Origin of the sequence: Mycobacterium sp. 1245111.1, from assembly GCF_001673405.1 — a bacterium.
In the GTDB taxonomy this organism is placed as follows: domain Bacteria; phylum Actinomycetota; class Actinomycetes; order Mycobacteriales; family Mycobacteriaceae; genus Mycobacterium.
In genome coordinates, this window is sequence record NZ_LZLV01000007.1 from 14,782 (window position 1) to 28,551 (window position 13,770).

The 13,770-nt window shown below is 66.0% G+C and carries 12 protein-coding genes and 1 tRNA gene; 5 read left to right on the forward strand and 8 right to left on the reverse strand.

Translation table 11 applies throughout. From position 1 onward, the window contains the following. Nucleotides 1–5 precede the first annotated feature (5 nt). Nucleotides 6–665 carry an aminodeoxychorismate/anthranilate synthase component II gene (locus A5658_RS01755; protein WP_067330342.1) on the forward strand — a complete coding sequence of 220 codons (660 nt, stop codon included), beginning with the start codon at nucleotides 6–8 and terminating at the stop codon, nucleotides 663–665. Here A5658_RS01755 and pknB read toward each other — a convergent pair. The 7 genes from pknB to A5658_RS01790 form a co-directional block, all read right to left on the reverse strand. Then, on the reverse strand, nucleotides 643–2,523 hold the full coding sequence (gene pknB, locus A5658_RS01760; protein WP_067330346.1) for a Stk1 family PASTA domain-containing Ser/Thr kinase: 1,881 nt from the start codon (nucleotides 2,521–2,523) through the stop codon (nucleotides 643–645). The two genes, A5658_RS01755 and pknB, sit on opposite strands and share 23 nt — an antisense overlap. Next, entirely contained in the window at nucleotides 2,520–3,830 is a 1,311-nt protein-coding gene (locus A5658_RS01765) for a serine/threonine-protein kinase (RefSeq protein WP_082992878.1), read from the reverse strand. The genes pknB and A5658_RS01765 overlap by 4 nt, the downstream gene beginning before the upstream one ends. Further along, nucleotides 3,827–5,305, reverse strand: coding sequence for a D,D-transpeptidase PbpA (pbpA, locus tag A5658_RS01770; protein ID WP_067330349.1), 1,479 nt, complete (start codon nucleotides 5,303–5,305; stop codon nucleotides 3,827–3,829). The genes A5658_RS01765 and pbpA overlap by 4 nt, the downstream gene beginning before the upstream one ends. Next, nucleotides 5,302–6,708 (reverse strand): FtsW/RodA/SpoVE family cell cycle protein, encoded by a 1,407-nt coding sequence (locus A5658_RS01775; protein WP_067330353.1) that lies wholly within the window; start codon nucleotides 6,706–6,708, stop codon nucleotides 5,302–5,304. The genes pbpA and A5658_RS01775 overlap by 4 nt, the downstream gene beginning before the upstream one ends. Next, nucleotides 6,705–8,162, reverse strand: a complete 1,458-nt coding sequence (locus A5658_RS01780) for a PP2C family serine/threonine-protein phosphatase (protein ID WP_067330357.1) — start codon at nucleotides 8,160–8,162, stop codon at nucleotides 6,705–6,707. The genes A5658_RS01775 and A5658_RS01780 overlap by 4 nt, the downstream gene beginning before the upstream one ends. Next, nucleotides 8,159–8,626 carry an FHA domain-containing protein gene (locus tag A5658_RS01785; RefSeq protein ID WP_067330362.1) on the reverse strand — a complete coding sequence of 156 codons (468 nt, stop codon included), beginning with the start codon at nucleotides 8,624–8,626 and terminating at the stop codon, nucleotides 8,159–8,161. Before A5658_RS01785 ends, A5658_RS01780 begins: the two co-directional genes overlap by 4 nt. Nucleotides 8,627–8,742: 116 nt before the next feature. Next, nucleotides 8,743–10,251, reverse strand: a complete 1,509-nt coding sequence (locus A5658_RS01790; RefSeq protein ID WP_067330365.1) for a DUF3662 and FHA domain-containing protein — start codon at nucleotides 10,249–10,251, stop codon at nucleotides 8,743–8,745. A 211-nt stretch (nucleotides 10,252–10,462) separates the two neighbouring features. Here A5658_RS01790 and A5658_RS01795 point away from each other — a divergent pair. Continuing rightward, nucleotides 10,463–10,545, forward strand: a tRNA-Leu gene (locus A5658_RS01795). Between the two features lie 94 nt (nucleotides 10,546–10,639). Next, the gene (locus A5658_RS01800) at nucleotides 10,640–11,266 is read left to right on the forward strand and encodes a uracil-DNA glycosylase family protein (protein ID WP_369830467.1); all 627 of its coding nucleotides are present in this window, start codon (nucleotides 10,640–10,642) and stop codon (nucleotides 11,264–11,266) included. A 32-nt stretch (nucleotides 11,267–11,298) separates the two neighbouring features. Here the strand turns inward: A5658_RS01800 and A5658_RS01805 are convergent, their stop codons facing one another. Then, entirely contained in the window at nucleotides 11,299–12,330 is a 1,032-nt protein-coding gene (locus tag A5658_RS01805) for a toll/interleukin-1 receptor domain-containing protein (protein ID WP_197503011.1), read from the reverse strand. Nucleotides 12,331–12,469: 139 nt separating this feature from the next. Between A5658_RS01805 and A5658_RS01810 the strand changes: the two genes are divergently transcribed. Both A5658_RS01810 and A5658_RS01815 read left to right on the forward strand, forming a co-directional pair. Further along, a complete protein-coding gene (locus tag A5658_RS01810; RefSeq protein ID WP_231997175.1) occupies nucleotides 12,470–12,823 on the forward strand; it encodes a hypothetical protein in 354 nt (117 codons plus the stop codon). Nucleotides 12,824–12,869: 46 nt separating this feature from the next. Then, complete coding sequence (locus tag A5658_RS01815) at nucleotides 12,870–13,751, forward strand: TIGR03854 family LLM class F420-dependent oxidoreductase (RefSeq protein ID WP_067330373.1); 882 nt, start codon at nucleotides 12,870–12,872, stop codon at nucleotides 13,749–13,751. Nucleotides 13,752–13,770 lie beyond the last annotated feature (19 nt).

Sequence of the window (13,770 nt, forward strand, 5' to 3'; positions counted from 1 at the left end):
GCACGATGCAGATCTTGGTCGTCGACAACTACGACAGCTTCGTCTTCAACCTGGTGCAGTACCTGGGCCAGTTGGGTGTCGAGGCGACGGTGTGGCGCAACGACGACCCGCGGCTGGCCGACCCCGCAGCGACCGCCGCCGGGGTGGACGGCATCCTGCTGAGTCCGGGACCGGGCACCCCCGAGCGTGCCGGAGCCTCAATCGACCTGGTGCGAGCCTGCGCCGCGGCGCGCACGCCGCTGCTGGGTGTCTGCCTCGGCCATCAGGCCATCGGCGTTGCGTTCGGGGCCACGGTGGACCGCGCGCCCGAGCTGTTGCACGGCAAGACCAGCAGCGTGTACCACACGAATACCGGTGTGCTGCAGGGACTTCCGGACCCTTTTACGGCGACGCGCTATCACTCGCTGACGATCATGCCCGAGACGCTGCCCGCCGAGCTCGAGGTGACGGCCCGCACCCAGAGCGGTGTGATCATGGGGGTTCGACACAAAGAACTGCCGATTCACGGCGTCCAGTTCCACCCGGAGTCGATCCTCACCGAGGGCGGCCATCGGATGCTGGCCAATTGGCTGGCCGACTGCGGGCAGCCCCGCGACGACGGGTTGGTGCGCAAGCTGGAAAGCGAACTGGTCGACAGCCTGGCTATTGACCGAACTTCAGCGTGATGCTGCCGTCCCTGTTGGCGCCCTGACCCGCGCTTGGACTCTGGAACACCACCCGGTTGTGCTGCGAGCCGCCGGCGTCCACGTCGGGGCCCCGGTCCAGCACCCCGGTCCAACCCAGGGCGCGTAACCGCGGTTCGGCATCGGTCCAGAACATTCCGGTCACGTCGGGCATCACGAACTGGTTGCCCTTGGACACCTGCAACTCGATCACCGTGTCGACGGGAACATTAGCTCCCGCGGGCGGATTCGTGCCGACAACGGAGCCAGCCGGCCGCGGGCTGTCCACTGTGGCCTGAGCGAATTTGGAGAAGCCATACACCGTCAGGTTCTTCTGCGCCTCGTCGGCGGTCTGCCCGGCGACGTCGGGAACCGGCTTGCTCGACGGGCCGGAGCCGACGATGACCGCGATCTCGTTGGTGATCGCCGACGTCTGATTGGCCGGCGGATTGGTGCCGATCACCTTGTCTTTCATCTCCGGCGTCGACGGCGAGTTCACTTGCTTGAAGCGGCCGAAGCCGGCGGCTTTGAGCTTCTTGACCGCGGCGGCGTAGCTCAGCGACGACACGTCCGGCACCTCGCGCTGCTCGGGCCCGGTCGACACGTTGACCGTAATCAACTCGCCCGCACCGACTTTGGTGTTAGCGCCGGGGTCGGTGCCGATGACGTGGTCGGGCAGGACGGTCGAGTCGGGCTTCTGCAGGGTGCGGGTCTTGAAGCCGTGGTTCTGCAGCGCTGCGATCGCGTCGGCCGACGCCTGATTGCGGACGTCGGGAACCTGGACGTTGCGCATGCCGCCGCCGAGGGTGTTGATCAGGATCGTGACGACGACGGTCAGCACCGCAAGCGCCGCGACGGCGATCACCCAGCGGCTCACCGAGCCGGGGCTGCGCTCGCGGGTGAAGTCGAGTTGCTGCCGCGGCAGCGGATTGGTCTGTGTGCCTGAGAAATTCGACGAGTGCGGAGCGGCCAGCAACGACGAGCGCTCGGCCTCGGTGAGGATCTTGGGCGCCTCCGGCGGCTCGCCGTTGTGCACCCGAATCAGGTCGGCACGCATCTCGGCGGCGGTCTGGTAGCGATTCTCGGGATTCTTGGCCAGCGCTTTGAGCACGACGGCGTCCAGGTCTGCGGAGATGCCTTCGTAGCGCCGCGACGGCGGCACCGGGTCTTCGCGGACGTGCTGGTAGGCCACCGCGACGGGCGAGTCACCGACGAAAGGTGGCTCGCCGGTGAGCATTTCGTACAGCACGCAGCCCAGCGAGTACACGTCGGAGCGGGCGTCCACGGTGTCGCCGCGAGCCTGCTCGGGCGAAAGGTATTGCGCCGTACCGATCACCGCGGCGGTCTGGGTGACGCTGTTGCCGCTGTCGGACAGGGCCCGCGCGATGCCGAAGTCCATCACCTTGACCGCGTTGGTAGTGCTGATCATGATGTTGGCCGGCTTGACGTCGCGGTGAATGATGCCGTGCTGATGCGAGAAGTTCAGCGCCTGACAGGCGTCGGCGATCACCTCGATGGCGCGGGTCGGCGTCATCGGTCCGTCCGTGTGGACGATGTCGCGCAGCGTCACCCCGTTGACGTACTCCATCACGATGTAGGGCAGCGGCCCACCGGCGGTCTCCGCCTCGCCGGTGTCGTACACCGCGACGATCGCCGGGTGGTTGAGCGCCGCGGCGTTCTGCGCCTCGCGGCGGAAACGCAGGTAGAAGCTGGGGTCGCGGGCCAGGTCGGCGCGCAGCACCTTGACCGCTACGTCTCGGTGTAGCCGGACATCCCGGGCCAGATGTACCTCGGACATGCCGCCGAAGCCGAGGATCTCACCAAGTTCGTAGCGGTCGGACAGGTGCTGCGGGGTCGTCATTGCGGTTTCTCGTGTTGGGACGCCACCGCGCTCGAGAAGGTCAGGGTGGTCGCCCGCCAGGGGGTGGGGGGCTTGCATTGCCCTCCAGGATTACCCGTGGCCCCCCGGTACGTCCAATTAGTTGGATGCGCCGGAGCCGGTTCCGACTTGCTGGGTGGTGCTCCGGTGTCGGTCACGGTGGGTGCAGAGGGTTGCTGCTGCGAATTGTTGTTGTGCGAGTTCATCACGATGAGAATCGCGATGATGATCGCCAGCGCGCCCAGCACGCCGGCGGCCCACAGCAGCGCCCGCTGACCGGACGAGAAGGTACGCCGCGGCGGAGGCGTGCGGTGACCGCCGGTGGCCGGCCGCGCGCGCCGAGCGGCGGGTGCGCGCGTGGTGGCGGCGGCCGCGGCCCGGGTGGTCGATCCCGACGGGATGGCTGCCGGGGTGGCGCGCGCGCCTCCGGCGGCCTGGTTGGGTCGCGGCGGGCGACGTCCGGCGCGCACGGCGGCAACCGCGTCGGCGAACGGTCCCCCGCTGCGGTAGCGCATCCCCGGGTTCTTCACCAGGGTGATCTCGATGAGTTCGCGCACATTCGGCGGCAGGTCGGCGGGCAGCGGCGGCGGCGGCTCTTTGATGTGCTTCATCGCCACCGTCAGCGCGCCGTCGCCGGTGAACGGACGCTTACCCGAAACCGCTTCGTAGCCAACAACTCCCAGCGCATACACGTCGCTGGACGGGGTCGCGTCATGACCCAGCGCCTGCTCCGGGGCGATGTACTGCGCGGTGCCCATCACCATGCCGGTCTGGGTCACCGGCGCGGCGTCGACGGCCTTGGCGATACCGAAGTCGGTGATCTTCACCTGGCCGGTCGGGGTGATGAGGATGTTGCCCGGTTTGACGTCGCGGTGCACCAGACCGGCGGCGTGCGCGACCTGCAGAGCGCGACCGGTCTGCTCGAGCATGTCCAGGGTGTGCCGCAGCGACAGCCGGCCGGTCCGCTTGAGGACCGAGTTCAGCGGCTCACCGTTGACCAGTTCCATCACCAGGTATGCGGTGCGGCCCTCGCCGTCCATCTGGGTCTCGCCGTAGTCGTGCACCTGCGCAATCCCGGGGTGGTTGAGCATCGCGGTGGTGCGCGCCTCGACCCGGAAACGCTCGATGAACTCGGAATCTTGGGAAAACTCAGCCTTGAGGACCTTGACGGCGACGCGCCGGCCCAGCCGACTGTCGACGGCCTCCCACACCTGACCCATGCCGCCGGTGGCAATCAGTCGCTGCAGGCGGTAGCGGCCAGACAGCGTCACACCTACTCGCGGGCTCATGGTCCTCCCTGCAGCGCGGCCTCGATCACGGCGCGCCCGATCGGTGCGGCAAGCGCACCCCCGGTCGCCGATGTACTGCCGTCTGCCGTTCCCTCTACGAGCACCGCTACGGCCACCTTCGGAGCCTTCGCGGGTGCGAACGCGATGTACCACGCGTGCGGTGGTGTGTGGCGGGGGTCGGTGCCGTGTTCTGCGGTACCAGTCTTGGATGCGATCTGCACGCCGGGGATCGCCCCTTTCTGCTGTGTCACATTTTCGGCGCCGACCATCAACTCAGTCAGCTTAGCCGCGACCTGCGGGGACACCGCACGGCGCTGTTGATGCGGCGCGGTCGTGCTGATGTTGGCCAGGTCCGGTCCCTGCAGGCTGTCGACCAGATAGGGCTGCATGGTGATGCCGGCATTGGCGATGGTAGCCGCAACGGCCGCGTTCTCCAGCGGCGTCAATGCCACGTCCTTCTGCCCGATGCTCGACATGCCGAGCGCGGCGGCGTCGGAAATGGGCCCGAGGGTCGACTCGGCGACCTGCAGCGGCGTCGGCTCCGGGACGGTGTCCAGCCCGAACGATCGAGCCATGCTGCGCAGTGCGTCGGTTCCGTTGAGCAGGCCCAGCTGGACGAACGCGGTGTTGCAGGACCGGGCGAAAGCCTCACGCAGCGTGACGGTTTCGGCGTCCACGCACGGCTTGCCGCCGTAGTTCTCCAGGCTCGCGGTGCTGTCGGGTAGCGGAATCGACGCCGACGCGGTCAGCGGGTCGTCCTCGCTGGCGCCGTTCTGCAGGGCCGCTGCCGTGGTGATCACCTTGAAGGTCGACCCAGGTGGATACGTCTGCGAGATGGCGCGGTTGATCATCGGCGAGTGGGGGTCGTCGCGGAGCTGCTGCCACGTCTTGGCCTGCTGGTCGGCGTCGTGCGAGGCGAGCTGGTTGGCGTCGAACGACGGCGACGACACCATCGCGAGGATCTTGCCGGTCGAGGGCTCCAGCGCGACCACCGCGCCGCGGCAGGGTCCGTTGCAGCCCTGCTGCATCGCATCCCAACCGGCCTGCTGGATGCGGGGGCTGATGGTGGTGTTCACCGTGCCGCCGCGAGGATCGCGGCCGGTGAAGAAGTCGGCCAGCCGCCGACCGAACAGTCGCTGGTCGGATCCGTTGAGCAGGGGGTCTTCGGCACGCTCGAGGCCGGTGCTGGAGTAGCGCAGCGAATAGAAGCCGGTAATGGGCGCGTACACCGCGGGATTGGGATATACCCGCAGGAAGCGGAAGCGGCCGTCGGTGGCCACCGAGTAGGCGAGCAGCTGGCCGCCCGCGGTGATCTGCCCGCGCTGCCGGGAGTACTCGTCCATCAGGACACGTTGATTGCGCGGGTCGGAGCGCAGCCCGTCGGCGGTGAACACCTGGGTGAGCGTGGCGTTGAACAGCAGCAGCACGATCAACGCCATCACGCTCATCGATATCCGGCGCAGCGAGGTGTTCATACCTTTTCAATCACCTCGGTGTGGGCGCCGGCGATCGGAGTGGTGTTGCGCGGCTTGGTCCTAAACGGGCGACGCGCGGCATGGGAAATGCGCACCAGGATCGCCAGCAGGACATAGTTGGCCACCAGCGACGAGCCGCCGTAGGACAGCCACGGGGTGGTCAGTCCGGTGAGCGGAATGAGGTTGGTGACGCCACCGACGACGATGAACAGCTGGATCGCCAGCGCCGAGGCCAACCCGGCCGCCAACAACTTGCCGAAACTGTCCCGCACCGCGATCGCGGTGCGCATCCCGCGGATGATCACGATGGTGTACAGCATCAGCACGCCGGCGAGCCCGACCAGTCCGAGCTCTTCGCCGAACGCCGCGGTGATGAAATCCGTTGCGGCAGCAGGAACCGTGTCCGGCTGGCCATTACCCAGGCCGGTACCGAAGACGCCCCCGGTCGCGAAACTGAACAGTGACTGCACGATCTGATAGCCGGCGCCGTCGGGGTCGGCGAACGGGTCGAGCCAGGTCTCCACCCGGACCCGGACATGGGCGAACGCGAAGTACGCCAACACACTTCCGAACGCGAACAATGCCAGCCCGAGCACCACCCAGCTGAAGCGTTGGGTAGCCAGGTAGACCACCACGAGGAACGACGCATATAGCAAAAGCGAAGTGCCCAAGTCCTTTTCGAAGACCATGACAGCGATCGACGCCGTCCACGCGGCGAGCAGCGGGGCCAGGTCGCGCGGCCGTGGCAGATCCATCCCCAGCACGTGCTTGCCGGCGCTGGTGAACAGCCCGCGCTTAGCTACCAGGACGGCGGAAAAGAAGATCAACAGCAGGATTTTGGAGAACTCGGCGGGCTGAATCGAGAAGCCCGGCAATCGAATCCAGATCTTCGCGCCGTTCTGCTCGGACAGCGATTTCGGCAGCAGCGCAGGGATGGCCAAGATGATCAGACCGGTCAGCCCGCTCACGTAACCGTAACGCGCGAGCTGGCGGTGGTCCTTCAGCGAGATCACCACGGCGGCAAAGGCTCCCACGCCGAACAGCGTCCACAAGATCTGTGGGTTGGTGACGGTGCGGCCAGTCGCGGCCAGCCGCTCGTCGAGATCCAACCGGTGAATCATCACCAGACCCAGTCCGTTGAGCAGCGCCACGACCGGCAGCAACAGGGGGTCGGCGTACGGCGCATAGCGTCGGATCGCCAGATGCGCGAGCGCGAACACCACCAGGAAACCCACCGCGTAGTTCAGCAGCTGCCAGCTGACGGCACGTTCCTGGTTGGCCTGCACGATCGCGAACGCCGCGGCGGTGATCACCGTGGCGAAACACAGCAACAGCAGCTCGGCATTGCGCCGGTTCGGCAACGAGGGTGTGACAGTGACAGGCGGCTGCGGCTGCGTCGTCATTCCGGAGTCCGGCAGTCGGTGCCCGGCTGGGGTGGCGGCGGGGAGAGCGCGGTGACGGTGGGTGCGGTCGGCGATGGAGTGGCCGAAGGCTTTTGGGGGACAGACGTTTCCGCGCTCGGCGTGGGTGAGGGTGCGGTAGGTGGCGCTGAGGTCGTGGACGGCGCCTGGGCGCGGGCTAGCGGACACAACGGCAAGAGTGATTCGGTGGCCAGCCGGCGCAGTTGCGCATTGGCCTGGTCCAGCGTGCCGGCGGGAAGTCCCGCCGCTACTTGCGCGCGCGCCGACTCGGCGAGGTCGGACGGCTTCATCAGCCGGCAGTCGTGATTGCCGGAGGCGGTGCCGAAGCGGATCACCGACAATTCGTTGCGGCTGTTCAGGCAACCCTGCGAATACGGTTGGTGCAGGGGGACACCCAGGATGGAGACCTGGATGCCCTGCATGATCGAGACCGCACCGGCATAGTCGGTGACGTAGTAGTAGCTGCGGATTACCGTCCGGCCGATGGCGAGTGCCGCGAGCACCAGCAAGATCGCAAGCGCGAGCCCGATCAGCATCCGCCGTCGTGACCGCCGACCGGGCGGAGCCGTATCGATTTGGGGTGGAACACGTTTGGCAACTTCTTGGCGCGGCGTGAGGGCCGACGCGCGGGCGGCCGAAGTGTTGGGTCGGGTCAGCTGGTCGTGGACATCGGCGTCGCCGGACACCGCGCCGGCGATGATCGGCTGGGTGGGACCGTAGTCGACGTCGACGACGTCGGCGACCACCACGGTGACGTTGTCGGGGCCACCGCCGCGTAGTGCCAGTTCGATCAGCCGGTCGGCGCTGTCGGTGACGTCGGGAATCTTGAGGGCATCGAGGATCGTCTCGTCGCTCACCGGATCGGAAAGCCCGTCTGAGCAAAGCAGATAACGATCGCCGAGCCGGACCTCGCGCATCGTCAGGGTGGGCTCGACCTCATGGCCGGTCAGCGCGCGCATGATCAGCGACCGCTGCGGGTGGCTGTGCGCTTCTTCCTTGGTGATCCGGCCTTCGTCGACCAGGGTCTGGACGAAGGTGTCGTCCTTGGTGATCTGGGTCAGCTCGCCGTCGCGCAGCAGATAGCCCCGCGAGTCGCCGATATGCACCAGCCCAATTCGATTGCCGGCGAACAGGATTGCGGTCAGCGTGGTGCCCATGCCTTCGAGGTCGGGCTCCATCTCGACCTGCGCTGCGATCGCCGAGTTCCCCGAGTGGACGGCCGAGTCGAGGCTGGCGAGCAGATCGCCACCGGGCTCGTCGTCGTCGAGATGGGCCAGCGCGGCAATCACCAACTGCGAGGCGACTTCACCGGCCGCGTGCCCGCCCATGCCGTCGGCGAGCGCCAGCAGGCGCGCACCGGCGTACACCGAGTCTTCGTTGTTCGACCGAACCAAGCCGACATCGCTGCGCGCTGCATAGCGCAAGACCAAAGTCACGGGCGCAACTCAATCACCGTTTTGCCGATACTCACCGGCGTGCCAATGGGAACCCGTACCGCCGTCGTCACTTTCGCCCTGTCGAGGTATGTACCGTTGGTCGATCCTAGATCTTCGACGTACCATTCCGAGCCTCGCTGGGAAAGCCGCGCGTGCCGCGTCGACGCGTAGTCGTCGTTGAGTACCAACGTAGAGTCGTCGGCTCGACCGATCAGCACCGGCTGCCCGCTCAAGGTGATGCGCGCGCCGGACAGCGCCCCTTCGGTCACTACGAGATAGCGCGCCGCATTCCCTCGTTGCCGCGACGGCAACAGCGTCCCGCGCAACGTCAAACCCCGCCGCACCATCACCGCGCCGGTCGGTGCGTAGATGTCGGTGCGCAGAATCCGCAGCACCGACCAGATGAACAACCACAGCAGCATCAAGAAGCCGGCGCGCGTCAGTTGCAGTACGAGTCCCTGCATCTGGCGTCCTCTCCGTCCTGGTGCCGCGTGCCTCATGTGCCCGGATTTAGCAACGTCACGATACTTGGACGGTGGTCGACGCGGGGTGAAGCTGGATGGCTGCGCGACCTATCGGCTCAATGGATATGGACGACGATCTCCGAGTGCCCGAGCCGGATCACATCGCCGTCGGCCAGCTGCCATTCCTGGACAGGCGCGTTGTTGACGGTCGTCCCGTTGGTGGAGTTGAGATCGGACAGCAGCGCAACATGGCCGTCCCAGCGAATCTCTAAGTGGCGGCGCGACACACCGGTGTCCGGCAGTCGGAACTGCGCGTCCTGACCGCGGCCGATGACGTTGGGTCCTTCGCGCAACTGGTAGGTGCGTCCACTGCCGTCATCGAGCTGCAGCGTGACCGCCGAACCGGCGGCCGCGTAACCACCCTGGCCGTAACCGCCCTGGCCATAGCCACTGGGTTCGGCGGGCTGGCCGTAATCGGGCTCCCCGTAGCCACCGCTCGGAGCGGCGTACGACTGGCCGTAGTCCTGCCGGCCGTAGTCCGCCTGCTGGCCGTAGTCCTGATGGCCGTAGCCGCCGCGCTGGTCGTAGCCCGGGTCGTAACCGCCGCCGTGTTCGGGGTAGCCGCCGCGCTGGTCCGGTGCGCCGTAGCCGCCGTCTTCGTGGCGGGCCGGTCCGCGGCCGTAGTCGGCGTATTCGTCGTAGCCCTGGCCGCCGGCCGGCTGTCCGTAGCCACCCTGGCCGTACCCCGCGTCTTGGCGCTGACCGCCGCCGTAGCCGCCCTGGTCGTACCCGCCGCGCTGCTGGCCGTAGCCGCCCTGGTCGTAGCCGCCGCGCTGGTCGGGGTAGCCGCCGCGCTGGTCGTAGCCCTGGTCCGGGTAGCCGCCGCGCTGCTCGGGAGCACCGTAGCCACCGTGCTCGGGGTAGCCGCCGCGCTGGTCGTAGCCCTGCTCGGGGTAGCCGCCGCGCTGCTCGGGAGCACCGTAACCGCCCTGGTCGTAACCGCGCTGTTCGGGATAGCCGCCCGGCTCGGGTTGGTAGCCAGCCCGCGGGTCCGGCGCGGCATGGGGGTCCTCGTGGGGGCGCGCGTACGGGTCGTCGTAGTAGTCGTCGCCGGGCCGGCCCTGCCCTTGGCCACCGCCGTAGCTCGAATTCTCGGTCATTGCTGGTACTCCTGGTTCTGCGTTGAACGCACGGTCTGATTGTGGCGGGACGAGCTCGCCGGCGCGTGGCCGGGGCTCCACGTCGGGGTTGACAGCACCGCGGGTGCGGAACTGGCCGGTGTGCAGGTTCGCCGATCGCTCGAACCGGACAACCACGTCACCATATGTTTGCCACCCCTGTTCGCCGATGTATCCCGCCAAATGCTTAGCGAAAGTCTCCGAAGTGAGGTCCGGGTCGGCGCCCACTTTCTGGTAGTCGTGCATACCGAGGGTAATGATGTATTCGTTCGGAGCCAAAAGGCGATTGCCTGCGACGGGACGGATCCCCTCCCCGGCTTCCCGCCGCAGCATCGCCTCAATCTCGTGCGAAACGATTGAGCCGCCGAACACGCGGGCAAAAGCATCGCCGACGGAGACCTCGAGTTTGCGCTCGATACGTTGAACTAGCCCCCTCTGGCTGCTCATGTCCCTGTCCTCGTGTGTGAAGCGGCGTACGGCCGGATTCCGGCGTGTCGCATTACGCGTGTCGTAGTCAGCATGCTATCCGGCAAGCGCAGCGCAGTGGCACCTCCGGAACTCTGAGAATCGCATCGCGCCAGGTCAAACCGCAGCAGTGCCCGGTCGTGCGGTTTGGAGATGCCAGCCCCTACAGTGGTAGGCTCCACCGGTTGTTTTAGGGCGAGTGGCGGAATGGCAGACGCGCTGGCTTCAGGTGCCAGTGTCCTTCGGGACGTGGGGGTTCAAGTCCCCCTTCGCCCACAAATTGCAGTGCTGACAAGCCGAGCGGTACAAGGCCACGAACTCGAAAGAGGGCGTGGCCTTTGTGCTTTGGCGCGGTTTTTACACTCGAACGGTGAGCAAGGACGCTTCGCTGGCCGCTGACGATGCCTTGCGGCGACGACGGCACAAGATCGATCTCGACAATGCGATCAAGAACTGCCGGCGCTGCGACGGCATGAACATCGCTCAGGTCACCGCGTCGGCGCCCGGCCACGGCTCGTTGGACTCACCGGTAGCGCTCGTCGGGCAGAGCCTCTGCGAGAAATGCATGGAGACTCAGGTTCCGTTCACTGGCGGAAGCGGTGAGTTGATCGACGAGGCGATCAAGCGTGCCGGCCACGACAAAGTGGATGTCTTCATCAGCAACGTGGTGCACTGCCATCCGCCGAAGAATCGGCCGTCCCACGAGCATGAGATCGTCAACTGCTCGCCATTCCTGCACCGCGAACTCGAGATCGTCCGGCCGCGGCTGGTGATCACGCTGGGCCGCGACGCTGAACGCGTGGTCACTTTCTTCTACCCGGGCGCGCGGGCGTCGACGCTGCCTTTCGAGCCTCCGCGCGGGCGGCTCCCGAAGGATCTCCCTTTCCTCGTCACCGCGAAGCACCCGTCCTGGATCAAGCGACATCATGACGAGCGCATGGAGGAGCAGTACGTCTCTGGCCTGGCCGCGGCCATCCGGTGGAGTTTTACGCGCTAACGGAGCCCGCGCACAACCGGCGACCATGAGCTTTAACGGTCAATCATCAGCCCCAACCGGTTTACTCGCACTACAACGATGTTGTGCACGACAGCAATTTCGTCAGTTTCCACGTCGTCTCGCCAGATCGGTCCAGTTTCTGTACCCCGGTAGAGGTCGTCGTTTATCCGCTGCAACGTTCCAGTCCACTTATCGACCTCGATAACCAGCTCTTCTTCGCCGTTCTGATCGACTGAGTGTCGCCAACGTCCTCGCCACGGCTCCCGCGAACCTTCGGTCGAAAACATTCCGCGCTCGGTGACGACGCCGTTGGGCAGAGTCTCTATGAGGAACATTCGGCCGGCTTGATCGTCATCGAGATCGCCCACGAGCTTTACCCAGACGCCCTCGGCAGACGAGCGCGTTCGCGAAGGCGAAGTTACTAACCGGACGATGGAACGCTCGACGTCCGCGTATAACTCCGGCCTGCTCCGTAGGCTTTCGAGAACGCCCACCACGCTGCGCCGCGTTTCGCTATCACCAGATTGCGCAAGGGGTTCGACCGTCCGCAAGATCTCGCGCTGCTGTTCATGGTCAAGATTTTCCGGTTTAGAGATCAGGTCGATAATCGCGACAAGTTCGTGTGTTGGTGCTTCGGGCGCGGCTGGCAGTGGCTTAGGCAGGGAGGGCGCCGGGTCCATTGTGTTGAGAGCACCAGCCAACTGGAGGGCAACGCGATCTCTCGCAGTGGGCTCCCCATAGTCAATGAAATGCCGCAGAGCAATTCGACTCGGCAATGTGTTCGCCGCGAGCGGTTGGATCAATACGGGTAGAATCGGTTTGCTGAGTGACTCTGCCCAGTCGAGTTCTCGCTCACACGCGGTGGATTTCAACGACTCTTCTGAGACGACAGCAATGAATGTGTCGCAGCCTGCAATGTTGTCGAGTATTTCGTCCCACCACCGCTGCCCGCCGCGCAAGGACGTGTCCATCCAAGCTTCATAGCCCGTAGTCTGCAGGTGCTCCACGAGTTGGTCGACATCGTGTTTGTTGGACCGCGCGTACGAGATGAAAACCTTGCGCATGGGCATGCTCCTTGGAGGCGGACCGGGGGGATCGACCAACATTATGAAAAGCGTTGTCCCAGAATGCACCGAAGCATCGAAGTAGTCGGTAATGGTCCGAACGTGCTATGCGAAGGTACTGGACGGCATGGTGCGGGACTTGACCGACGCGCAGATGGTCAGTGAGGCTGCCGCGGCAAATCAACCGGTGAACCTTGACCGCATTGCCGAGATACGCAGGATCGTGCGGCAGACATTAGATGATGAGCTCGCTACCAAGTCGGAGGCCGAGATGCAGGCAGGGCCGTACAGAGAGTTGCTGAATTACGAACGCTCCCCCGGTCTTGCGCAGCGCGTCACAACACGATTGAAGCAACTCCAACAACTCGACCCGATCGTTAAGCTCACTCCGTTAGGCGACGTCCGCCTCGGTGCGAACGATGCTTCGCGACCCGAGATGCCCGAGCAAGTGTGTCCGGACTGCTTCTTAATGCATAACGGCGACTGCTACTAGCGGAGCCACGGGCACAAGATGCGGCTCCCCTGTGTTGGCATGGGGCATGAAGATTCGCTTCGGAATCAGCCTTGGCTTGAATACGCCCGCCGATCAACTCGGGCCGATTGTCGACCATCTCGAGTCACGCGGGGTCGACTCGCTGTGGTTCTCCGAGCTGGTCTACTCCCCTGCCGTTGATCCGATGATCGGCATGGCCTACGCGCTGTCGCGAACTCAGCGGTTGAAGGTCGGCACGTCGGTCGCGGTGCTGCCCGGCCGGCACCCGGTGCTAGTCGCCAAGCAGCTTGCATCACTTGCCGCGCTCGCACCCAAGCGGGTGCTGCCGGCCTTTGGCCTCCAGTCGGCCATTCCCGCCGAGCGCGAGGTGTTCACCGTGCCCGACGGCAAGCGCGGCGCGGTGTTCGACGAATCGCTGCGGATCCTGCGCGCGGTCCTGTCCGAGGAGTCGGCCAGCTATGACGGCCAGTACTTCTCGGTGACGGCGGCGGCGGTCGCGCCCCGGCCCGATCCCCCGCTCGATATCTGGCTGGGCGGCTCGGCGCCGGCGGCATTTCGGCGCATCGGCAAGCTCGCCGACGGGTGGCTGGGCAGCTTCCTCACCCCCGACGAGGCGCGTGCGGGCCGCGAGGCAATCGAACGCGCCGCCGCGGAAGCGGGCCGACAGATCGAGCCCGACCACTTCGGCATCTCGCTCGCGGTCGCCAACGGCGAGTTGCCGCCGGAATTGGCCGCCGCGGTGCGGCACCGCCGCCCGGACGTCGACCCCGCCGAACTCGTTGCCGCCGACTGGGATCAGCTGCACCGCCAACTCGACGGCTACGTGAAAGCGGGGCTAACGAAATTCGTTATCCGCCAAGCACATACAGACCCAGTCGTCGACTTCATCGACAGGTTCGTCGCCGAGCTGGCCGGCCGGGAGAACTAAAGCGTCTCGACCCAGCGCA